16 protein-coding genes and 2 tRNA genes are annotated in these 22,896 nt (G+C 73.0%); 4 read left to right on the forward strand and 14 right to left on the reverse strand.

The window, feature by feature from the left end:
- Window positions 1-14: 14 nt before the first annotated feature.
- The 5 genes from V2J63_RS09900 to leuC all read right to left on the reverse strand — a co-directional run bounded on the left by V2J63_RS09900 (window position 15) and on the right by leuC (window position 5,707).
- Window positions 15-872, reverse strand: a complete 858-nt coding sequence (locus V2J63_RS09900; RefSeq protein WP_331230874.1) for an ABC transporter permease — start codon at window positions 870-872, stop codon at window positions 15-17.
- 12 nt (window positions 873-884) lie between these two features.
- Window positions 885-1,853, reverse strand: coding sequence for an ABC transporter ATP-binding protein (locus V2J63_RS09905; RefSeq protein WP_331230875.1), 969 nt, complete (start codon window positions 1,851-1,853; stop codon window positions 885-887).
- 131 nt (window positions 1,854-1,984) lie between these two features.
- Complete coding sequence (murA, locus tag V2J63_RS09910) at window positions 1,985-3,304, reverse strand: UDP-N-acetylglucosamine 1-carboxyvinyltransferase (RefSeq protein WP_331230876.1); 1,320 nt, start codon at window positions 3,302-3,304, stop codon at window positions 1,985-1,987.
- 275 nt (window positions 3,305-3,579) lie between these two features.
- Entirely contained in the window at window positions 3,580-4,257 is a 678-nt protein-coding gene (leuD, locus tag V2J63_RS09915; protein ID WP_331230877.1) for a 3-isopropylmalate dehydratase small subunit, read from the reverse strand.
- 16 nt (window positions 4,258-4,273) lie between these two features.
- On the reverse strand, window positions 4,274-5,707 hold the full coding sequence (gene leuC, locus V2J63_RS09920) for a 3-isopropylmalate dehydratase large subunit (protein WP_331230878.1): 1,434 nt from the start codon (window positions 5,705-5,707) through the stop codon (window positions 4,274-4,276).
- A gap of 79 nt (window positions 5,708-5,786) precedes the next feature.
- Between leuC and V2J63_RS09925 the strand changes: the two genes are divergently transcribed.
- Entirely contained in the window at window positions 5,787-6,518 is a 732-nt protein-coding gene (locus V2J63_RS09925; RefSeq protein ID WP_331230879.1) for an IclR family transcriptional regulator, read from the forward strand.
- Window positions 6,519-6,840: 322 nt separating this feature from the next.
- Here the strand turns inward: V2J63_RS09925 and V2J63_RS09930 are convergent.
- From V2J63_RS09930 to gltX, 3 genes are all read right to left on the reverse strand, one after another.
- Window positions 6,841-6,913, reverse strand: a tRNA-Glu gene (locus V2J63_RS09930).
- A 59-nt stretch (window positions 6,914-6,972) separates the two neighbouring features.
- Window positions 6,973-7,044 (reverse strand) — tRNA-Gln (locus V2J63_RS09935).
- A gap of 191 nt (window positions 7,045-7,235) precedes the next feature.
- Window positions 7,236-8,777, reverse strand: a complete 1,542-nt coding sequence (gene gltX, locus V2J63_RS09940) for a glutamate--tRNA ligase (RefSeq protein ID WP_331230880.1) — start codon at window positions 8,775-8,777, stop codon at window positions 7,236-7,238.
- Window positions 8,778-8,873: 96 nt separating this feature from the next.
- Here gltX and V2J63_RS09945 point away from each other — a divergent pair, with 96 nt between their 5' ends.
- Complete coding sequence (locus tag V2J63_RS09945) at window positions 8,874-10,034, forward strand: MalY/PatB family protein (RefSeq protein ID WP_331230881.1); 1,161 nt, start codon at window positions 8,874-8,876, stop codon at window positions 10,032-10,034.
- On the opposite strand, the gene V2J63_RS09950 is transcribed toward V2J63_RS09945, so the two are convergent.
- The 4 genes from V2J63_RS09950 to V2J63_RS09965 form a co-directional block, all read right to left on the reverse strand.
- Complete coding sequence (locus tag V2J63_RS09950) at window positions 10,020-11,006, reverse strand: PfkB family carbohydrate kinase (protein ID WP_331230882.1); 987 nt, start codon at window positions 11,004-11,006, stop codon at window positions 10,020-10,022. The two genes, V2J63_RS09945 and V2J63_RS09950, sit on opposite strands and share 15 nt — an antisense overlap.
- A 221-nt stretch (window positions 11,007-11,227) precedes the next feature.
- Window positions 11,228-12,010 (reverse strand): type I methionyl aminopeptidase, encoded by a 783-nt coding sequence (map, locus tag V2J63_RS09955; RefSeq protein WP_331230883.1) that lies wholly within the window; start codon window positions 12,008-12,010, stop codon window positions 11,228-11,230.
- Between the two features lie 168 nt (window positions 12,011-12,178).
- A complete protein-coding gene (locus tag V2J63_RS09960; RefSeq protein WP_331230884.1) occupies window positions 12,179-12,691 on the reverse strand; it encodes a DUF1440 domain-containing protein in 513 nt (170 codons plus the stop codon).
- Window positions 12,692-12,807: 116 nt separating this feature from the next.
- Window positions 12,808-13,578 carry a fumarylacetoacetate hydrolase family protein gene (locus tag V2J63_RS09965; protein WP_331230885.1) on the reverse strand — a complete coding sequence of 257 codons (771 nt, stop codon included), beginning with the start codon at window positions 13,576-13,578 and terminating at the stop codon, window positions 12,808-12,810.
- 31 nt (window positions 13,579-13,609) lie between these two features.
- Here V2J63_RS09965 and V2J63_RS09970 point away from each other — a divergent pair, with 31 nt between their 5' ends.
- Window positions 13,610-14,608 (forward strand): 3-methyladenine DNA glycosylase, encoded by a 999-nt coding sequence (locus V2J63_RS09970; protein WP_331230886.1) that lies wholly within the window; start codon window positions 13,610-13,612, stop codon window positions 14,606-14,608.
- Window positions 14,609-14,700: 92 nt separating this feature from the next.
- Complete coding sequence (locus V2J63_RS09975) at window positions 14,701-15,912, forward strand: APC family permease (RefSeq protein ID WP_491062233.1); 1,212 nt, start codon at window positions 14,701-14,703, stop codon at window positions 15,910-15,912.
- A gap of 159 nt (window positions 15,913-16,071) precedes the next feature.
- Here the strand turns inward: V2J63_RS09975 and V2J63_RS09980 are convergent, their stop codons facing one another.
- Together V2J63_RS09980 and V2J63_RS09985 are read right to left on the reverse strand one after the other, a co-directional pair.
- Entirely contained in the window at window positions 16,072-16,938 is an 867-nt protein-coding gene (locus V2J63_RS09980; RefSeq protein WP_331230888.1) for a hypothetical protein, read from the reverse strand.
- Window positions 16,939-16,954: 16 nt separating this feature from the next.
- A complete protein-coding gene (locus V2J63_RS09985) occupies window positions 16,955-22,837 on the reverse strand; it encodes a metallophosphoesterase (protein WP_331230889.1) in 5,883 nt (1,960 codons plus the stop codon).
- Between the last annotated feature and the right edge of the window lie 59 nt (window positions 22,838-22,896).

Below are 22,896 nucleotides of genomic sequence, written 5' to 3' on the forward strand. Positions count from 1 at the left end.
CGGGCGCCCAGCGCTCAGCGCCGCGGCTCCCACCGCATGGACCGCACGACGGCGTAACCGAGCAGGACCGCCCACACGACCATGACGGCGACGGGCTCGAGCGAGGCGGTGAACGTCTCCCCCAGGCTGAGCTGCTCGCCGGTTGCGCTCGCCCCACCGATACCGATCGTGACGAGCTCGGTGACGGGGTAGACGGGCAGCCGGCTGAGCACCTCCCCCACCGCGTCGGGCAGGACCGGCAGCGGGACGATGAACCCGGAGGCGAAGAAGGCGAGCAGGAACAGCGGCATCGTCGTCAGCTGCGCGGACTCCACGGTCCGGGTGAGGACACCGGTGAGGAAGGCGAGCTGGGCGAAGACGACCCCGCCGAGGAGCACGCCGACGAGCGCGACGAGCGGGTTCGTCAGGGCCGGCGGCTCCATGACGAGCGAGAGCGCGCCCGTGACGAGGACGACCTGGAGGAGGAAGATCGCCACGTTCGGTGCGGCGACGGCCGTGAGGATCTCCCACGCGCGCGACTCGCCCGTGCGCAGCCGCTTGAGGACGAGCGCCTCCCGGCGGGCGACGACCGCCGTCGTCACGTTGATGTAGACCGACATCGACATGCCCATGAGCACGAGCAGGACGATGAGCATCGTCGCCATGCCGCCTCCCGGCATGACCGACGCGATGTTGTCCAGAAGACCCGAGGAACCGAGCGCGAGGACGAACGCGGGGGCCGCGAGGACGGCGTAGAACACGGCGACCCGGTTGCGGACGAGGAGGGTGAGCTCAGCGCGGGCGAGGGCGCGGAGCCGGCGGGCGGCACTGCCGGTGCGGGCCGAGGGACCGGTCGACGCGGGCCGCGTGGCGGGCGGGGTGAGCGTGGTCATCGTGGTCTCCGTTCAGGCGGCCGCGGGCGCGGTGCGCCGGGCATCGTCGGCAGTGGCGTCGGTCTGGGTGCTCGCGACAGCGAGGAAGGCCTGCTCCAGGCTTGCGCTGCGTGCGTCGAGCGCGCGCAGGTGCACACCTGCGCGGCCCGCCTCGGTGAGCAGCGCCGTCAGTGTGGCCTGGAGGTCGCTCGAGGCGAGCGTCCACGTGCCCCGCTCCCGGGCGGGAGCGGCGGCGAGAGCGGGCAGGGAGCTGAGCGGGAGCGAGCCCGCTCCGTCGTCGTCGGCGAAGGTGACCGCGGCGGTCTCGGCGGCGACGATCTCGGGGATCGTCCCCTCCCGCGCGATGCGCCCCGCGTCCATGATGGCGAGCCGGTCCGCGAGCGCCTCGGCCTCCTCGAGGTAGTGCGTCGTCAGCATGACGGTGACACCGTCCTCGAGCAGACCGGTGACGAGGTCCCACGTCGTGCGGCGCGACTGCGGGTCGAGGCCGGTGGTCGGCTCGTCGAGGAAGAGGACCTCGGGCCGCCCCATGAGGGCGAGGGCGAGGTCGAGCCGGCGCCGCTCGCCGCCCGAGAGGGAGGCGACGCGCACGCCGGCGCGGTGCTCGAGCCCGACGGCGGCGAGGGCCTCGTCGACGGGGACCGCGCGCGTGAGGGTCCCGTGCCACATGCGAGCGGTCTCGGCGGCGGTGAGCTCCGCGGGGAACCCGGCGTCCTGGAGCATGATGCCGGTGCGCGGCCGGACGGCGTGACGCTGGCGGTAGGGGTCGTGACCGAGGACGCGGACCTCGCCGGCGGAGGCCGGGGCGAGGCCCTCGAGCACCTCGAGCGTCGAGGTCTTGCCCGCGCCGTTCGTGCCGAGGAGCGCGAAGAGCTCCCCGCGCCGCACGGTCAGGTCGATGCCACGGACGGCTTCGAAGGACTCGCTACCGGAGCCGTAGCTGCGGCGGAGACCGGTGACTGCGATGACTGAGCTGTTCATGACTCAATGCTCGCGCCTGATCCGGCGCGGGAGCAGTGCCTGACGTCACCGGTCCGGATGGAGAAGACCCGCGCGCCCCATGACATGTGTCATGGGGCGCGCGGGCGTCGTCGGCAGGGGACGGGGGCGGATCAGCCCTCGAGCGTCACGCGCGCCCCGAGGGCGTCGAGCTTGCCCATGAAGTTCTCGTACCCGCGGTTGATGATGTCGATGCCGGCCACGCGCGAGGTCCCCTCCGCGGCGAGCGCGGCGATGAGGTGGGAGAAGCCGCCACGCAGGTCGGGCACCTCGATGTCCGCGGCCTTGAGGGGTGTGGGCCCGGAGACGACGGCCGAGTGGTAGAAGTTCCGCTGACCGAACCGGCAGGGCGAGCCGCCGAGGCACTCGCGGTAGACCTGGATCGTCGCCCCCATCCCGCGCAGCGCCTCGGTGAAGCCGAAGCGGTTCTCGTAGACCGTCTCGTGGACGATCGACAGTCCCTTGGCCTGGGTGAGGGCGACGACGAGCGGCTGCTGCCAGTCCGTCATGAACCCGGGGTGGACGTCGGTCTCGAGGACGATGGAGCTCAGGTCGCCGCCGGGGTGCCAGAACCGGATGCCCTCGTCGGTGACCTCGAACGCCCCGCCGACCCGGCGGAACGTGTTGAGGAACGTCATCATCCCGGCCTGGTCCGCGCCGCGGACCATGATGTCGCCGCCCGTGGCGAGCGCGGCCGAGGCCCAGGAGCCCGCCTCGATGCGGTCCGGGAGGGCCGTGTGCGTGGCACCGTCGAGCCGACCGACGCCCTCGATGCGGATCACGCGGTCGGTGTCGACGGAGATGATCGCGCCCATCCGCTGGAGGAATGCGATGAGGTCGATGATCTCGGGCTCGGTGGCGGCGTTGCGCAGCTCGGTGATCCCGTCGGCGCGCACGGCCGTGAGGAGGAGCTGCTCCGTCGCCCCGACGCTCGGGTAGGGCAGCGTGATCTTCGCGCCGTGCAGGCCCCGCGGCGCCGTGATGTGGATGCCCTGGGGCCGCTTGTCCACGACGGCGCCGAACTCGCGCAGGATCGTGAGGTGGAAGTCGATGGGACGGTCGCCGATCCGGCAGCCGCCGAGGTCGGGGATGAACGCCTCGCCGAGGCGGTGGAGGAGCGGACCGCAGAAGAGGATCGGGATGCGGCTCGAGCCGGCGTGGGCGTCGATGTCCGCGACGTGCGCGGTCTCGACGTCGCTCGGGTCGAGGCGGATGACGCCGGCCTCGACGTCGTAGTCGACGTCGACCCCGTGGAGGCGCAGGAGGCCGGAGACGACGTCGACGTCCCGGATCTGCGGGACGTTGCGCAGCTCGGAGGGGCTCTCGCCGAGGAGGGCCGCGACCATGGCCTTGGAGACGAAGTTCTTGGCCCCGCGGACCGTGATCTCCCCGCGCAGGGGGGTTCCGCCTTCGACGTGCAGGATCCCGCTCATACCCACCTCACCGCCCCCGGCAGTCCGAGGGCTCACAGTCTGGCGGCCGTGCGGCCGTGACACATCAGGATAAGCCGCGGGCCTCGCAGGGCATTCCGAGATCCTCCGCACACCCCGCGCTGCCCCCCGCCCGTCCCCCGTTCGTGATCATGCAGAAGTGCCGCCCCGCGGGGTCTGGCGGGTGGAGAACGACGGACGCCCCACGCGGTGTGCGTGGGGCGTCCGTCGGCGTGCGGTGCCGCTGACAGATGAGGCCGCGGGCGTGGTGCAGAGGGTCAGCGGAGCGGGACCTCGGCGTGCGCCGGCACGCCGGAGCCCTCGACGGGGCGGGCGGCCTTGATCTCGACCGGCGGGAGGTGCTTGGCCGGCAGCGTCGTCGGGCGCCAGGAGGCGCGCTTCTCCTCGAAGGCCGTGATGTCCTCCTCGTGCTGGAGGGTGAGGCCGATGTCGTCCAGGCCCTCCATGAGGCGCCAGCGGGTGTAGTCGTCGATGTGGAAGGGTGCGACGACGTCGCCGCACGTGACGGTCCGCGTGGCGAGGTCGACCGTCACCTCGGTCCCCGGCTCGGTCTCGAGCACCTTCATGATGAGCTCGATGTCCTCCTGGTCGACGACAGCGGCGAGGAGGCCCTGCTTGCCCGAGTTTCCGCGGAAGATGTCCGCGAAGCGCGAGGCGAGGACGGCCTTGAAGCCGTAGTCCTTGAGCGCCCACACGGCGTGCTCACGGGAGGAGCCGGTGCCGAAGTCGGGGCCCGCCACGAGGACGGAGCCGCTCCGGTAGGCGGGCTGGTTGAGGACGAAGGTCTCGTCACCGCGCCACGCGGCGAAGAGTGCGTCCTCGAAGCCCGTGCGGGTGACGCGCTTGAGGTAGACGGCCGGGATGATCTGGTCCGTGTCGACGTTGCTGCGGCGCAGCGGCACGCCGACGCCGGTGTGGCGGACGAACTTCTCCATGGTGCTTCCCTCTTCCTCAGGCGTTGACGAGCGCGTCGGCGGGCGCGGTCTCGAGGTCGTGCGGGGAGGACAGGGTCCCCCGGATGGCGGTGGCGGCGGCGACGAGCGGGGAGACGAGGTGCGTGCGCCCGCCCTTGCCCTGCCGGCCCTCGAAGTTGCGGTTCGACGTCGACGCGGCGCGCTCGCCCGGCTTGAGCTGGTCGGGGTTCATCCCGAGGCACATCGAGCAGCCGGCGTTGCGCCACTCGGCGCCGAAGTCGAGGAACACCTGGTCGAGGCCCTCGGCCTCGGCCTGGAGGCGGACGCGGGCCGAGCCCGGCACGACGAGGACGCGGACGTCGTCGTGCTTCTTGCGGCCCTTGACGATGTCGACGACGGCGCGCAGGTCCTCGATGCGCCCGTTCGTGCACGAGCCGATGAAGACGGTGTCGACCGGGATGTCGCGCAGCGGGGTGCCCGGGGTCAGCCCCATGTACTCCAGCGCCCGCTCGGCGGCGACACGCTCGGAGTCCTCGGGGATCTGCGCCGGGTCGGGCACGTTCGCGGACAGCGGCAGGCCCTGCCCGGGGTTGGTCCCCCACGTGACGAACGGCTCGAGGTCGGCGGCGTCGAGGACGACCTCGGCGTCGAAGACCGCGTCGTCGTCGGAGCGCAGCGTGCGCCAGTACTCCACGGCGGCGTCCCAGTCCGCGCCCTCGGGCGCATGGGGGCGGCCCTTGAGGTAGGCGAACGTCGTCTCGTCGGGGGCGATCATGCCGGCGCGCGCGCCCGCCTCGATCGACATGTTGCAGATCGTCATGCGCGCCTCCATCGACAGCGCACGGATGGCCTCGCCGCGGTACTCGAGGACGTAGCCCTGCCCGCCACCGGTCCCGATCTTGGCGATGACCGCGAGGATGATGTCCTTGGCGGTCGTGCCCTCACGCAGCTCGCCGTCGACCGTGATCGCCATCGTCTTGAACGGCTGGAGCGGCAGGGTCTGGGTGGCGAGGACGTGCTCGACCTCGCTCGTGCCGATGCCGAACGCGAGGGCGCCGAACGCCCCGTGCGTCGACGTGTGCGAGTCGCCGCACACGACCGTCAGGCCCGGCATCGTCAGCCCGAGCTGGGGGCCGACGACGTGGACGATCCCCTGGTCGGCGTCACCGAGGGAGTGGATGCGGACGCCGAACTCCGCGGCGTTGTTGCGCAGCGTCTGGATCTGCGTGCGGCTCGTGAGGTCGGCGATCGGCAGGTCGATGTCGAGCGTGGGCGTGTTGTGGTCCTCGGTGGCGATCGTCAGGTCCGGACGCCGCACCGGGCGCTCCGCCAGCCGCAGCCCCTCGAAGGCCTGCGGGCTCGTCACCTCGTGGACGAGGTGGAGGTCGATGTAGAGGAGGTCCGGTGCCCCGTCGGTCCCCTCGCGCACGATGTGCGCCTCCCAGACCTTCTCTGCCAGCGTGCCGCTCATACCCTCACCTCTCGCCTTCGCCGGCGCGTCCCGCACCGGCCTACTTGCATCTCAACCACTGAGATGCCAATATCGCTCCATGGACAACTCTAGCGGAGTCGGCGTCCTTGACAAGGCCGCCACGGTTCTCGGAGCACTCGAGGCAGGGCCAGCGACGCTGGCGCAGCTCGTCAGTGCCACCCACCTCGCCCGCCCGACGGCGCACCGCCTCGCCGTCGCGCTCGAGCATCACCGGTTCGTCGCCCGCGACATGCAGGGCCGGTTCATCCTGGGGCCCCGCCTCGCCGAGCTCGCCTCGGCCGCCGGCGAGGACCGCCTGCTCGCCGCCGCCGGCCCGGTCCTCACCGCGGTGCGCGACCACACGGGTGAGTCCGTCCAGCTCTACCGCCGCCAGGGCGACCAGCGCATCTGCGTCGCCGCCGCCGAGCGTCCGATGGGCCTGCGCGACTCGATCCCGGTGGGCGCGACGCTGACGATGCTCGCCGGCTCCGCCGCCCAGATCCTCCTCGCGTGGGAGGAGCCGGACCGCCTCCACCGCGGTCTGCACGGGGCGAGCTTCACGGCCACCGTCCTCTCCGGCGTCCGCCGCCGCGGGTGGGCGCAGTCGGTGAGCGAGCGCGAGCCGGGCGTCGCGTCGGTCTCCGCGCCGGTGCGGGGACCCTCGGGCAGGGTCCTCGCCGCCGTCTCCGTCTCGGGGCCGATCGAGCGCATGAGCCGCCAGCCGGGCCGCCTCCACGCCGGCGCGGTCGTCTCCGCCGCCAACCGCCTCTCCGAGGTCCTGCGCCGCACCGAGGACACCGGCGCGGGCTGAGCCGTCCGCGGCCCGGCCCCGTCGCGCGAGCGCCCCGCTCTGGGCCGTCTCCTGTGCCTCAGGACCAGGAGACGGCCCAGCGTCGCGTCGGCGGCCTTCCCACATCAGGGGAAGACCCCTCGTCTCCTGGCGGACGCAGCGCGCCCGTGCTCGCCCGCTCGCGGGGCGGCGCGAGCTCGCGCCCAGGGTGGTGCGGGGGACGTCCCCCCGTCGTGCGGCCCGGCGTCGGGCCAGCGTCGTCGTCGGGCAGCCAACGCACGGACCAGCACGCAGAAACGCAGAAGGCCTCCACCCTGCGAGGGAGTGGAGACCTTCTGCGCTGTAGCCCCGACCGGATTCGAACCGGCGCCGCCGCCTTGAGAGGGCGGTGTCCTAGGCCGCTAGACGACGGGGCCCTAGTAATGGCTCAACGAGCCTGGAGGAGTCTACCGGACGTTCAGTAGTGCTCCAACCGCTGGGGTACCAGGACTCGAACCTAGACTAACTGGACCAGAACCAGTCGTGCTGCCAATTACACCATACCCCAAGGGGGTATAGCGCCGGCCCTGCCTCGTGAGCGGGACCTGCGCCGTACCGACATTGAACGTTACCTGAGCGCGGGGTCCGGAACCAAACCGCGGGGGGTGTGAGTAACGTCATCCCCTGTCTCCTCACCCCGCTCCGGGACGGATCCGGTGTGCCGGCCCGGCCCCCGCGCCAAGCGCGCGCCTCCCATCCCTACAGCTGCGCGCGCAGGCCCCGCAGCCGGGCGAGCGAGGACTCCCGGCCGAGGATCTCCATGGACTCGAAGAGCGGCGGGGAGACGCGGCGCCCGGTGATCGCCGTGCGCAGCGGCGCGAAGGCGAACTTGGGCTTGACGCCCATGCCCTCGACGATCGCGGCCCGCAGCGTGGCCTCGACGGCCGCCGTCGTGAAGTCGTCGAGCGGCTCGAGCGCCGCGATGCTGGCGTCGAGGACCGCCGGGGCCTCCTCCCGCAGCGCCGCGAGCGCCGCGGGCTCGACGGCGAGGTCCGCGTCAGCCACGAAGAGGAAGCCGAGCATCCCGGGTGCCTCGCCGAGCATCGTCATGCGCTCCTGGACGAGCGGCGTCGCCTGCACCAGGACGTCCTGCTCCTCGGGCCGCAGGTCGGCGAGGGAGGCGGCCGAGAGCAGGCCGGCGCCATGGAGGTAGGGCACGACACGGGCACGGAAGTCCTCGGCGCCGAGGAGGCGCAGGTGGGCCGCGTTGATGGCCTCGGCCTTCTTGATGTCGAAGCGCGCCGGGTTGGGGTTGACGTCGGCGACGTCGAAGGCCGCAACCATCTCCTCCTTGGTGAAGATGTCGTTGTCCGGGGAGATCGACCAGCCGAGCAGCGCGAGGTAGTTGAGGAGCCCCTCGGGCGTGAAACCGCGCTCGCGGTGGAGGAAGATGTTCGACTCCGGGTCGCGCTTGGAGAGCTTCTTGTTCCCCTCCCCCATGACGTAGGGCAGGTGCCCGAACGCCGGCATGACGCTCGCGACGCCGATGTCGAGCAGCGCCCGGTAGAGCACCACCTGGCGTGGGGTGGAGGAGAGCAGGTCCTCCCCGCGCAGGACGTGGGTGATGCCCATGAGTGCGTCGTCGACGGGGTTGACCAGGGTGTAGAGCGGCTGGCCGTTGCCGCGCACGATGACGAAGTCCGGGACGGAGCCGCCCTTGAACGTCACGTCCCCGCGGACGAGGTCGGTGAACGTGACGTCGTCCTCGGGCATGCGGATGCGCAGCACCGGGTCGCGCCCCTCGGCGCGGTAGGCGGCCTTCTGCTCGTCGGTGAGGCCGCGGTCGAAGCCGTCGTAACCGAGCTTCGGGTCGCGCCCGGCGGCGCGGTGGCGGGCCTCGACCTCCTCCGGCGTCGAGAAGGACTCGTACGCGTGGCCCGCCTCGAGGAGCCGGGCGGCCACGTCGGCGTAGCGGTCCATGCGCTGGGACTGCCGGTAGGGCTCGTGCGGGCCACCCACCTCGACGCCCTCGTCCCAGTCGAGGCCGAGCCAGCGCATCGCGTCGAGGAGCTGGAGGTAGCTCTCCTCCGAGTCGCGCGCCGCGTCGGTGTCCTCGATGCGGAAGACGAACGTCCCGCCCGTGTGGCGCGCGTACGCCCAGTTGAACAGCGCCGTGCGGATGAGCCCCACGTGCGGGGTGCCCGTCGGCGAGGGGCAGAAGCGGACCCTGACGGGCACCGGGGAGCCGGCTGCGTCGGTGGGGGTGGCGGGCACGGAGGCGTTCAGCAAGTTCTCGGTCATGGTCGTCCCAGCCTATTGCCCCGGCCGCGAGGCCGGCCCGGCGCGGGGTAGCGTCGCAGCCGACGAGCACGAGCGGAACGCACGGGAGGCGAGAGGGTGCCCACCTTCGACGACATCACCATCGAGGACCTGCGCGGCGCGGGCAGCATGAAGTGGACGGCCTTCCCCGCCGCCATCGGCGCCTTCGTCGCGGAGATGGACTTCGGCATCCCGCCGGTCGTGGCCGACGTCCTGCGCAGCGCCGCCGACTCCGGTGCTCTCGGCTACCTCCCCTACGCCGATCGCCAGGCCACCCGAGCAGCGTGCGCGCACTGGGTCCGGCGGACGACGGGCTGGCAGGTTCCTGCCGAGCGCGTCCACCTCCTGCCCGACGTTCTCTCGGTCATGCGGGTGACGATCGCCCGCTTCACGCGGCCGGGCTCCGCGGTCATCGTGCCGACGCCGGCGTACATGCCCTTCCTCACCGTGCCGCCCGCGGCCGACCGCGAGGTCATCGAGGTGCCGTCGCTGCGGGACGAGTCCGGGCGGTACAGCCTCGACCTCGAGGCCATCGACGCGGCCTTCGCCGCGGGCGCGGGCATGCTCGTCCTGTGCAACCCGTGGAACCCCGTGGGCCGGGTGCTCGACCGCGCGGAGCTGCTCGCGCTCGCCGACGTCGTCGAGCGGCACGGCGGGCGGGTCTTCTCCGACGAGATCCACGCCCCGCTCGTCCTCGACGACGTCCCGCACATCCCGTACGCCTCACTCGACGAGCGGACCGCCGGGCACACGATCACCGCCGTCGCGGCGTCGAAGGGGTGGAACATCCCCGGCCTCAAGTGCGGCCAGATGATCCTGTCGAACGAGGCCGACGCCGCCGCCTTCGCGCCGTACGCGACGGACGCCGGGGACACGGTCGGCCTGCTCGGCGCCCGTGCCGCAACCGCCGTCTACACCGCGGGAGACGAGTGGCTCACCGAGGTCGTCGACTACCTGCGCGGCAACCGGGACGCGCTTGAGGCGCTCGTCGCCGAGCACCTGCCGGGCGCGGTGCTCACCCGCACCGAGGGCACGTACATCGCGTGGCTCGACTGCCGCGGGCTGGGGCTCGACGAGCCCGCCGCCCAGTTCTTCCGCCGGGAGGCCGGGGTGGCGCTCACCGACGGCACGGCGTGCGGCGCCGCGGGCGAGGGCTTCGTGCGCCTCATCATGGCGACGCCGCGCCCGGTCCTGCGGCAGGCGCTCGAGCAGATGGGGCGCGCGCTAGCCGCGCGGTGACCCGCGGTCCGCCTCCGCCAGCTCCCGGGCGGCGCGCGCGACCTCCGCGACCCGGCCTGAGTGGAGGTCGGGTCGCCCGCCCGCCTTCGTCACGGTCAGGGCAGCCGCGGCAGACCCGTGCCAGGCGGCCGTCTCCGCGTCAGCCCCCTCCACGAGGGCGTGCACCAGGCCGGTGACGAACGCGTCACCGGCACCCGTGGGGTCGAGGGTGGGCCCCTCGTCGAGCAACGGCATGACGACGTGGCCGTCCGGCCACGCGGCGACGTTGCCGTCGCCGCCAGCCTCGAGGGCGACGAGCCGTGGTCCGTCGGCGACGAGTCGGCGGGCGCCGTCGAGCACGGCCTCCACCCCTGGGAGCTCCTCGCCGAGCACCTCGGCCGCCTCGGCGGCGTCGGCACGCAGGACGGTGGCCGCCGAGAGGACGGCGCGCATGACGTCGGCGTCCTCGGCCGCCCCGTCAGCCACGAGAAGACAGTCCGCGCCGTCGACGACCCGCAGGGCCTCGAGGATCGCAGCGCCGGGTTGCTGGAGCTGGAGGACGACGACGCGCGCCGCGCGGAGCACCTCGGCACTGCCCCGGACGTCGGCGGCGGTGAGGAGGACGCCGCCGGGCGCGTCCTCAAGGAGGCGCCGCGTCCCGTCCTCCTCGACGACGTCGACGAGCAGCGCCGTCGGCGCGCCCTGCCGGACGACGACGCCGGCGACGTCGATGCCGTCGTCAGCCGCCTGCGCGAGGACCGACCGCCCGGCGTCGTCGTCCCCCACCACGCCGACGAGCGCGACGTCGACGCCGAGCTGGCGCCAGGCCACCGCCTGGTTCGCGCCCTTGCCGCCGAGGAGCTCCTGCCGCCGCGTGATGGGCGTGGCGTCACCCCCGGGCGGCAGCTCGGCGACCTCGAGGACGAGGTCCCGGGCGACCTGCCCGAGGACGACGACGTCCGGTGTGCGGCTCGTGCGTCGCGCCTCGCTCATCGGCCCAGTGTGCAAGGCGGCCTCGCCGTCCGCGAACGCTCGCCGGTGCGGGCTTCGCGGAGGCGTGGCGAACCGTCAGCCGGCCCGACGCCGAGCACCGGTTCGCCGAGTGCCACCTCGCTGCCACAAGGAGGCCGTGACCCCGCCACGCCGCCTGTGCCGACCGCTGCGGGGTGACATCAACCCGCCACGAACCGGCGGCCAGCCGCCCGCCGCGGCAGTCAGGAGCGCGCGTGCGCCGGGAGCGTGAGGATCTCCGCGCCGTCCTCCGTGACGGCGATCGTGTGCTCGCTGTGCGCCGTCCGGGCGCCCGTGGCGCTGCGGAGCGTCCACCCGTCGGCGTCGATGACGAGCTCGGCGGTGTCCGCCATGACCCACGGCTCGAGCGCGAGCAGGAGCCCGGGGCGCAGGGTGTAACCGCGGCCCGGGCGTCCGGTGTTGGGCACGTGCGGGTCCTGGTGCATCGTCGAGCCGATGCCGTGCCCGCCGAACTCGGTGTTGACCGGGTATCCGGCGTCGGTAAGGACGGCGCCGATGGCGTGGGAGATGTCGCCGATCCGGGCGCCCGGCCCGGCGACGGCGATCCCCGCCGCGAGCGCGCGCTCGGTCGCGTCGATCATCGCGACGCTCTCCGCGGGCCGCGCGTCGCCGACGAGGAAGCTGATGGCGGAGTCCGCGGCGATGCCGCCCTTGAGGACGGCGATGTCGAGCGTGAGGAGGTCGCCGTCGGCGAGCGCGTAGTCGCGCGGGAGACCGTGGAGCACGGCGTCGTTGACGGCCGTGCAGATGTAGTGCCCGAACGGACCGCGCCCGAAGGAGGGCGCGTAGTCGACGTAGCAGGACTCCGCCCCGGCCTTGACGATCACCTCGTGCGCCCACCGGTCGATCTCGAGGAGGTTCGTGCCGACCGTCGTGCGCTCGCGCAGCGTCTGGAGGATGTCGGCGACGAGGCTCCCTGCCGCCCGTGCGCGGACCAGCTCGGACGGGCTCAGGATCTCGATCATGCGACGCCCCTCATGTGCAACCAACAGCCATCCCGGTCATGTTCCCACCTTGCAGCGATCGCCGACGTCCTCGGCCTCTCCCTCGGCGCGGTGTGGACGGAGATCAACAGGCCCGTACGAGGCGCGTCGCCGCCCGGATCGAGCCAGGACGCACCGGAGCGGCTGGCTTCATAGGCTCCGCTTCCGCCGCCGCAGCACCGCCACCGTGCTCTCGAACAGGACGGGCACGGCGAGGCCGAACGCGACGTGCCCGGCCAGCCCGCGCAGGTGGGTCACGAGGGGGTAGTCCGTCGGCGGCGCCGAGGAACCGAGCACCGGGTTGGCGACCTCGTCGACGAGGACGGAGGCCGACAGCCCCAGGGCGAGGCCCGCCGCCAACGGCCGCAGACCGATCACCCGGCGCAGGACGACGTAGCCGGGAACGAGCGCGACCCCCACGGCGTAGTGGAACCCGAGACCGAGCCGCTCCGCGCTGTCCCGCTCGAGGCTCTTGCCCACGAGCGACGCCGCCTTCTGGACGACGACCGCGTAGGCGACGTCGCTGCTCGCCTCGCGCTCGCGTCGCTTTGACTCCGGTGACTGCCGTTCGTAGAAGGCCGTCGTGACGCGGTTCATCGCCCACGCCGCCCCCGTGCCCGCGATGACGGTCGCTGCAGCGTCGTGACCCATGTGCGTGCGCATCGGCTCTCCCTGACTCGTGCCGGCGTTCGCGCCACACGTGTGACGCATGGTGCTGGTGGTGTGACCGCAACGCCGCACGAGCATCACGAGTCACATGTGTGGCGCGGATTCGGCACTCAGCGGCGCACGACCGGGTTGCTCAGCGTGCCGATCCCCTCGACCTCGACCTCGACGCGCTGACCCTCGGTGATGGGGCCGACGCCGGCCGGGGTGCCGGTGAGGATGATGTCGCCGGGCAGGAGCGTGAAGATGCCCGAGACGTAGGCGATGAGCTCGGGGATCGAGCGGACCATCTGGCTCGTGCGGCCGTCCTGGCGCAGCTCGCCGTCGACCCGCGCCCTGATGGCGAGGTCGGAGACGTCGAGGTCCATGGCGAGGAACGGGCCGAGCGGGCACGAGGTGTCGAACCCCTTGGCGCGGGTCCACTGGCCGTCGGTGCGCTGGACGTCCCGGGCGGTCACGTCGTTGGCCACGGTGTAGCCGAAGATGACGTCGGAGGCCTTCTCGACCGGCACGTACTTGCACATGCGGGAGATGACGACGGCGAGCTCGGCCTCGTGGTGGACGTCGCTCGAGTACGGAGGCAGGACGATCGGGTCACCAGGCCCGATGACGCTCGTGTTCGGCTTGAGGAAGACGATCGGCTCGTCGGGGACCTCGTTGCCGAGCTCCGCCGCGTGCTCGGCGTAGTTGCGCCCGATGCCGATGACCTTCGAGCGCGGGATGACCGGGGAGAGGAGCCGGGCGTCGTCGAGGGAGACCCGCTGGCCCGTCGTCGTGATCGGCGCGTAGATCGGGTCCCCGCCGAGGACGACGAGGTCCGTGCTGCCGTCCTCGAGGATGCCGTACTGGGGGTTCTCTCCGGTGGTGAATCGAGCGATGCGCATGCACCAACGGTAGCCCGCCTACCCTGAATGGGTGGTCGTCGCCTCAGCCCCGCTCGTCCTTCCCACCCGGGAGTGGACCGCGCGGGAGCGTGCGCACGCGGCCCACGCCGACGCCCTCACCGCTGGGCGACGTGAGCGCCGTGCCCGCGGCGCGAAGGAGCCGGTCGAGGACTTCCTCTTCGAGTACTACCCCATCAAGCCCGGTGCGCTGCGGCGCTGGCACCCGGGCATAGGCGTCGCGCTGGCCCCGGACGTCGACGGCACAGCCGATCCCGGCACCGCCGGGCCCGCTGCCGAGACGCCCGCCGCGTCTCCCGCCGGCCTCGCCGAGCGCGCCTCGTGGCGCTGGTACCGCTCCGATGAAGACGGCACCCTCACCCTCGACGTCGACGCCTTCCTCGCCGATCGCGGCGACGGCGTGCGCTGGCTGCACGCGCTCCTGGAGCGCACGGCCGCCCGGCCGGCCCACCTCGGGTGCCTCGGCCTGCACGAGTGGGCGATGGTCTACCGCCAGGACACACACCGGCACCCGCTGCCGCTGCGCCTCGGCCAGGCGGGCACGGACGCCGTCGTCGACGCTCACCCCGTGCGCTGCTCGCACTTCGACGCGTTCCGCTTCTTCACCCCGGCCGCGGTGCCGCACAACCGGATCCAGCCGACCCGCGAGCGCCAGCTCGAGCTCGACCAGCCCGGCTGCCTCCACGTCAACATGGACCTCCTCAAGGTGGCGTGGAAGCTCGGCCCGGCGTGCCCCGGCGAGCTCCTCCTCGCGTGCTTCGAGCTGGCGCGGGACATCCGTGTCCTCGACATGCGGGCCAGCCCCTACGACGTCACGGGACTGGGGCACGCGCCCGTCGCCATCGAGACGGCCGCCGGCCGCGCCGAGTACGTCGCCGCGCAGCGGGACTTCGCCGAGCGGTCGGCACCGCTGCGCCGCCGCCTCCTCGGGGTGACGACGGCGCTCCTCGGCGCCGTGGCCGCCGGGGCTGACACGCTCCCGTCACCCGCGGCGGCTACCGTGCGCGCGTGACCCGCCCCGGCCCTGCCGCCGACCCCGCCGGCTTCCCCCGTCTGACCCGCCGCCTCGGCACCGGCGACGCCGTCGTCATCGGCCTGAGCTCGATGATCGGCGCGGGCGTCTTCGCCGCCTTCTCCCCCGCCGCCCAAGCCGCCGGCACCGGGCTCCTCGCCGGCTTGGCGATCGCGCTCGTCGTGGCCCTCGCGAACGCGACGAGCTCGGCCCAGCTCGCGGCGGCGCACCCGACGTCGGGCGGGACGTACGCCTACGGCCGCGCCGAGCTCGGGCCGTGGTGGGGCTTCGCCGCCGGCTGGGCCTTCGTCGTCGGCAAGACGGCCTCGTGCGCGGCCATGGCGCTCACCTTCGCCGCCTACACGGTGCCGGAGGCGTGGCAGGGCCCGGTCGCCGCGCTCACCGTCGTCGCGCTCACCGCCGTCGGCTACCGGGGCGTCGACCGCACGGCGCGCCTCGCCCGGCTCGTCGTCGTCCTCGTGCTCGTCGCCCTCGCGGTCGCCGTCGTCGGCGCGCTCCTAGGAGGATCCCCGACGTGGCCCGGCTGGGTCGTCGACGACGGCGGTGCGCCGACGGCGTACGGCATCGCCCAGTCCGCCGGGCTGCTCTTCTTCGCGTTCGCGGGGTACGCGCGCGTCGCCACGCTCGGGGAGGAGGTGCGGGACCCGAGCCGGACGCTTCCCCGCGCCATCACCGCCGCGCTCACCGCCGTCGCCCTCGTCTACGTCGTCGTCGCCCTCACGCTCCTCACGACGCTCGGGCCCGCCGCCACGGCGGCGTCCTCCGCCCCGCTCGTCGACGCGGTCGTCGCCGGAGGCGCGGCGTGGGCGGCGCCCGTCGTCCGGGTCGGTGCGGCGGCGGCGAGCCTCGGTGCCCTCCTCGCGCTCTTGGCCGGCGTGAGCCGGACGAGCCTCGCCATGGCGCGCGGCGGCGACCTGCCCCGGGCGCTGTCCGCCGTCCACCCGCGGTTCGCGGTCCCGCACCGGGCCGAGCTCGCCGTGGCCACCGTCGTCGTCGTCGCGGTGCTCCTCGTAGATGTGCGCGGCGCGATCGGCTTCAGCTCGTTCGGGGTCCTGCTCTACTACGGCGTCGCCAATGCCGCCGCGCTGCGCCAGGGGCGCGCGGCGCGCCGCTACCCCCGCGTCCTCCAGGTCATCGGGATCGCCGGCTGCGTCGGGCTCGCGGCGACGCTCCCTCCCGCGTCCGTGGCGGCCGGGAGCGCCGTCCTCGTCGTCGGACTCGTCGGGCGGGCCGCCATCGCGCTCACCCGACCCGCGTCAGAAACCCCACCCACCCCGTCGTGATCATGCAGAAGTGCCGCCAGCACCCAGCACTTCTGCACGATCACCACCAAGGTGAGGCCGCCCGGAGCGCCGTCCTCGTCTCCGGCGGCGCCGATGACGAGAACCCTCGTGGGCGCCGGGACCGCCCCCGGCGCCCACGAGGGCGGTCTCATACCGGCGCTACCGCGCGCGGACACCCAGCGCGCGGGCCGTGCGAGCCCTCACGAGGGCGACGGCGCCGCCGCCGACCGCGATGACCGCGAGCGCCAGGCCGGTGACGAGCCCGACCGGCGCGCCGGTCTCGGTGAGCCGGTCTCGCCCGTCGCCCGCATCGGCGTCAGCGTCACCGTCCGGTGCGTGCCCGCCCCCACCAGCGCCGACGCCGCCGCCGTCCGGGCCACCATCGGTCGACCCGTCCGTCGCGCCCGGGTCCGTGGGCCGGTCCGTCGCACCCGGGGCGCTCGGCTCGTCCGTCGCGCCCGGGTCGGACGGGCCGGGATCCGTCGGCTCCTCTCCCGGGCCCGTCGGCTCCTCACCCGGGCCGGTCGGCTCCTCACCCGGGCCCGTCGGCTCCTCACCCGGGCCCGTCGGCTCCTCACCCGGGCCCGTCGGCTCCTCACCCGGGCCCGTCGGCTCCTCACCCGGGCCGGTCGGCTCCTCGCCGGGGTCCTCCTCGCCGTCGAGTGGCGCCAGGTAGCGCTCGGTGTCCCCGGTCGTGCCGAGGGCGAGGTAGTACCCGTCGAGCTCGGCGGAGGGAAGCTCGGCGCGGAAGGTGAGGGCGCCGTCACCGTCGAGGACGCGCTGGTCCACGTAGACGATGTCCTCGGCGGCGGGCGCCGAGTGGTCGGCCCCCTCGGCCAGGATGAGGACACTCATCCACTCCCCCGCGAGGGCGCTGCCGGTGGCGACGCGCACCGTCGCAAAGGCACCGTCCTCGAGGTTCGCCTCGTGCGAGATCGCGGTCGCCGCGCCCGCGGGGGCGAGGACGAGGCCACCGAGGACGAGGGCCCCGGTCGCGGCCGCGGTGGCCAGCAGTGACGTGCTCATGCTCGTGCTCCTCATGTCAGTTACCTGCACTCTCGCGCGCGTCCTGCAGCACGGGGCGACCGGCGGCCGGGTCCCACTGCCACACGGCGTCGAAGTCCCAGCCCAGCCCGTCGCGCCACGTGGCGACGTCGGCCACCTCGGCCGCCGTCCTGGTCTCGCCTCGTTGCGTGCCCGGCCCCTCGGCCGTCACCGTCTCGACGCCGACGACGAGCGCCGCCGACGCGTAGTTGTTCGTCATCGTCGCGGTGTCTCCCGCCAGGACCCGCGCCACGACGCGGCTCGCCTGGCTCGATGCCGTCACCGACGCGTTGAGCGCGAAGCTGTCCCGCACGGTCGTGCCCGTGTACGCGTACCCCGTGATGCCGCCGGCGTTCTGGTTGGCGACCGACTCTACGGCGCCTGTGGCGTACACCCGCTCGGTGAGGCTCCCACGGCCGGTGATCCCGACGACGCCCCCGGCCTGCCTCCCGCCGTCGGCGGTGACGTCCGCCGTCGAGTAGCTGTCCCGGAGGGTGCCGTAGAGGTAGCCCACGACGCCACCGACGGTCGCGGTCCCGGTGATCGACCCGGAGGTCCACACCTCGTCCACGAGGCCGTTGTTCGCGTCGACAAGGAGGCCGACGTTGCTCGCCGTCGTCGTCACGTGCGCATCGGCGAGCCCGACCCGCGTGATGGTGCCGACGTTGTTGACGAACAGCCCGCCGGACGTCGACGCGTAGCCGCCGATCGTGCGGCCGGCGCCGTCGAACGTCCCGGTGAAGCCGTCCGGCGCCAGCTGCGGCTGCTCCACCCCGGTGAGATCGAGCGACGCCGCCAGCCGGAAGTCCGCGCCGGGGAAGGCGGTGACCTCGGCAAGATCACCAGGCACCTCGATGAGGTAGGCGCCGTCGGTGTCCCGCTCGAGCGCCGGCCCCGCCTCCTCGGGCGGGAGCGGCGGCACAGGCTCGCCGGTGTCGACCTCGGTGACGGCTCGGAGCACGGGGCGGCCAGCGTCCTCGTGCCACGTCCACACCGACTCGAGGTCCCAGCCGAGGGTGCGGGTGTAGAACTGCGGGTCCCGCGTCTGCCGAGCGCTCGCCGTCGCCCCCATCCAGCTCGTCGTGCTGGGGGGCTCGAGGTTGGAGACGACGTCCGCCACGACCGACTCGGCCGCCCAGAGGTTGGCCAGTGTCGCGGTGTTGCCCGAGAGGACGCGGCCGAGCACCCGGTGGGCGTAGCTCGGTGCGCTCACGCCCGGGTTGAGCGCGATGACGTCGCTGATCTGGGTGCCGGTGTAGGCGTACCCGACGACGCCCCCGATGTTGCGTGCGTCCGCCGAGACGGCGCCCGTGGCGTAGAGGTTCTCGCTTACCGAGCCCGCGAGCGCGACGCCGATGACGCCACCGGCCTCAGTGGCCCGGGTGTGGACGTCCGCCGTCGAGTAGACGTTGCGGACGGTGCCGCCCGAGTCGCCGACGACGCCGCCGACCCGGGAGCCGCCGCTGACCGTCCCGGTGGTGAAGACGTTCTCGACGTGGCCGTTGCTCACGTTCGCGAGGATCCCCACGCGCCCGCCGTCGAGGGTGACATCGGCGCCGGTGAGGCCGAGGTCACGGATCGTCCCGTTGTTGATGTTGACGAGGCCGCCGCGGGCCGACGTGAGACCCGCGATGACGTGGCCGTTGCCGTCGAGCTCGCCGGTGAAGGGCCGGAACCCGCCGAGCGGCTCGAAGTCGCTCACACCACTGAGGTCGAGGTCCGCCGTGAGGACGAACTTCTCGCCGGGGAAGGCCGTCACCTGCGCGAGGCCGGCGACGTCCGCGATCTCGTAGAAGCCGTCCGCGTTTGGCTCACCCGCGGGCCGCTCCTCGACGTAGTCCTCCGTGTTGCCGCGGAGCAGCGGTCGCTGGGCCTCGGTGTCCCATACCCACGTGCCCGTGAGGTCCCAACCGAGCGCGCCCGCGTAGAGCGCCTCGCTCCGCGTGTCTGCTGCCGGGACGACGCGCCCCTTGAGGTTGTCCTCCGCGGGGGCGTCGGCGAGCGACTCGACGCTGACGAACGCGGCGTCCGTGGCGAGGTTGCCGGCGAGGTCCGCGCGCTGGCCCGAACCCACGCGGCCGACGACGGCGTGCGCGTAGGAGGGGGCGGTCACCGACTCGTTGAGCGAGACGACGTGGTCGACGGTGGTGCCGGTGTACCCGTACCCGACGACGCCACCGACGTTGCGGGTGTCGGCCGTGACGTTGCCGGTGGAGTACACGCGCTGCGTCGTCGAGCCCGCGAGGGCGACGCCGACGACGCCGCCGGCCTCCGTGGCCCGCGAGCGCACGTCCGCCGTGGAGTAGGAGTCGCGCACGACGCCGGTGGAGTCACCGACGACGCCGCCGACGCGGCTCGCGCCGGTGATGGATCCCGACGTCCACGAGCCCTCGATCACCCCGGTGCTGTAGTCGGCGAGGATCCCGATCGTGCCCTGGGCGGAGTCGATGTCCGCGCCGGTGACCGCGAGGTCGCGGATGGTGCCGGCGTTCGTCGCGAAGAGCCCCGCGCCGCCACTCTCGGGCGCTCGGTAGCCGGTGACGGCATGACCCTGACCGTCGAAGACCCCGCGGAACGGCTCGGTGCCCGCACCGATCTGCGGGCGCTGGGCGCCGTCGAGGTCCAGGTCGTTCATGAGGACGTAGTGCGCGGCGGGCTCCCAGACGATGTTCTCGACGTCCTGCCACGTGCGGACCTCGTACGGGCTCTCGGCACTGCCCTCGCCGAGCATGGCCCGACGCAGCTCGAGGGGGTCGCGCAGGGGCACGCCGTTCCCGAGGCTGTCCCAGACGAAGACCCGCAGCCCGTGGCTGGAGTCGATGGGCATCGGCTCGTCGAAGACGACGAACTGCTCGCCTCCGCGGTGGTCGAGCGTGACGTCCTCGACACGCAGGTCGACGACCTCCTCACCCGCGTAGTCGTAAGCGGCCGCGATGACGGTGAGCGACTCGCGTGCGCCCGGGTAGCTGAGGAAGCCCACGCCCGGCAGGGTGCGGTCGGTGATGGTCGCCGAGCTCAGCTCCCACGTGCCCTCGGGCTGGGTGACCGTGAACTCGTCGATGACCTCGCCGTCGACGGTGTAGGCGGTCATCGTCAGCCCCGCGTCAGTCACTTCGAGGACGGCACCCACCTGCTTGTTCTCGTCGTAGACGACGTCGTCCCACCAGAACTCCTGGTTCTCGTAGAACTTCGGGCCGGAGGAGCCCATCGTCACGTACGTCGTGCCCGCGGCCTCCTCCTCGGGCGTCGCCGCGAGCGCGTCGTCGTGGATGACGGAGCGCTTGTACACGTGGTCGTGGCCGCCGATGTAGAGGTCGACGCCGAGCTGGTCGAGCGTCTGGGCGACGAGCGCGCGGTCGTTGGACATGCCCGCGTCGTCGGCGTGGCTGCCGCCGTAGTAGGAGAAGTGCCCGGTGACGACCTTCCACCTCTTGTCCGTGGCGCGCATGTCCTCGACGAGCCAGTCGATCTGGGTCTGGAGGTCGTAGTTGGAGTTGAGCACGGCGACGTGGATGTCGCCGCGGTCGAAGGAGTAGTTCGACTCCCCGACCTCGCTGCCGTTCTTCGGGTGGTTGAACATCCCGCGGAAGATCGCGTTGCGCTCCGGGGAGATGTGGTTGAACTCCTTGTCCCCGTACGTCTCGTGGTTGCCGACCATCGTGGCGAGCTGGAGGTCGAGGTCGTCGAGCACCCAGTCGAACGCCTGGTCCCAGTACTGCCCGCGCCCGCCGTTGTCGACGAGGTCACCGACCTGGACGAGGAGGTTGCCGCCGGGCCGCTGCGCGCGGACCTCGGCGAGCATCTCGGTGAACAGGGCGTGGTCCGCCTCCTCCTGGCTGCTCACCTGGAGGTCGCCGAGGACGTAGATCGGGGCGTTGTCCGTGCCCCCGGCGACGAACTCGCCCCTGACGTCGGTCCAGCCGCCGTCGGTGCCCACACCGAAGCGGTACGCGTAGCGCTGCCCGTCCTCGAGGCCGGTGAGGTCGAACTCGTGGGAGCGCAGCGTCTGGCCGGTGATGGAGTCCTGGTAGGTCTCGGCCTCGGTCGCCACCATGTCGACCTCGAACACCTGGTCTGCCGTGGCGGCCACGGTGACCGCCTGGGACCAGTCACCACTGCCGGCCGGCAGGAGCTGGACCCACGCGTCCTCGATCTCGGGGTCCGTGATGGTGGCCAGGCCCCCCGTCCCTCCCTCAGGGCCGACGGTCGCCGCGCTGCCGAAGTACTGGAAGACGCCCTCGGGGTCGAGGTGGTCCTGCGAGACGACGATCCGCTGCATGTGCGCCGCCGTGCTGCCCACCGCGTCGGTCGCCCTCGTGACGACGAAGTGGTCGGCGTAGCTCGAGACGGTGAAGGCGCCGTCGGTGACCAGGACCTCGCCGCCACCGTTGTAGACGGTGACGTCGACGGCCGGCTCCGTGCCGCCGTCGTCCGTCGCGTCCACCGTGGGGAGCTCGATGCGCTGGCCGTAGGCCGCGGTCGCCGGGGCCTTGCCCACGGTGAGCGCGGGGGCGTAGTTCGCGCCGGCCACGCGCTCGCCGACCCAGACCGGCGCGGAGACGAGCTCGTCGCCGTCGGCCTGCGTGGCCTTGAGCCAGTAGTACTGCCCGTCGGCGACGTCGAGCGTCGTCGAGAGCGCGACGTCGGTCCCGCCGACGCCGGTGAACTCGTGCGCGACGGCGCCGCCGTTCGTGTAGACGACGGCGCTGGCGAAGGCGTCACCGTCGTCCGGGTCGGCGAGGACGACGTCGAGCGTGAGCTCCGTCGTCGACGCGGGCAGGATCGCGCCCATCTGCTCACCGTTCGCACCGAGCTGGAGCGAGGCGTTGAGGTCGAAGGTCGTGTACATGCTCCGGTCACGCATCGCGTCGTAGAGCCCGTCCGTGCTGCGCTCGGTGGCCCACACGCCGGTGTGCGCGGGGTTGCCCGTCACCCACGTCTGCTGGTGCTCGTCACCGGACCACACCGGCGCGAGGTGCCAGCCGGCGTCGAGCGCACCGACGAACGTGTCGTGGTAGCCCGTCGACTTGTACTCGAAGAGCGGGACCTGGGCGTCGGCCTCCGGGGTGAGGTGCGCGAACCCGAAGTGGCCGTGGCTCGAGGCCGGGTGGTTGAACTGGCCGATCGCCTCGGGGTCGAGCGTGAGCCGCGCGAGGACCGTCGGCATGTCGTACATGATGTTGCCGGTGCCCCACGTGCCGCCGCCGTCGCTCTGGGCGGTGAGGAACCAGTCGGCGTTGAACAGGTTCATGTGGCCGGTGCCGTCGTACCACGTGACCTCCTCGCCGATGAGGGCGACGAGGTCGTTGCCCGCGGCGTTGAAGTCCTCGGCGGTCTGGTGGCTGTAGCGCCACTCCTCGGACAGCGACTCGCGCCAGTCCTGCGTGAAGTGGTCGGCGTTGCGCAGGTCGAAGACGACGTCGTGGTCGGTCACGGCGAAGAAGTCGACGTTGCCGTTCTCCTCGACGTGCTCCATCGCGTCGATGGGGAGGGCCTGGCCGTCGCTCACCGCGGTGTGCGAGTGCACCTCGGCGCGGTAGTGGGTCTTGCCGAGGTAGCTCTGGCGGTCGGCGTCGGCCGGCAGCGCGGCGGCTCGGGCCTGCGCGCCGGCGGCGGCAGCCGTGTCGTCGTCGTGCTCGTGACCCTCGTCGTGGTCGTGCTCACCCGCGTGGGTGATGAACGGGGCCGGCCGAGGGGCTGGCGGCGCGATGTCGGCCGGAAGGCCTTCGGGCGCTTCCGCCGCCCCCTGCGTGGCGGACACCGCCACGGGTGCGGCGTGGGCGGGGACGGCGAGCGCCGCACCCAGCGCGAGGGAGAACCCCGCGACGACCGCCGTGCTGCGGGTTCCGACCCGCGCCGAGCGGTACTTCGTGACCATCATGTGCGCTCCTCGTCATCGACTGCCTCGCCGGAGGCTAGGGAGGCGAGGTGACCGGTCCG

The sequence above is a fragment of the Georgenia wangjunii genome (assembly GCF_036421975.1).
Lineage (GTDB): Bacteria > Actinomycetota > Actinomycetes > Actinomycetales > Actinomycetaceae > Georgenia_A > Georgenia_A wangjunii.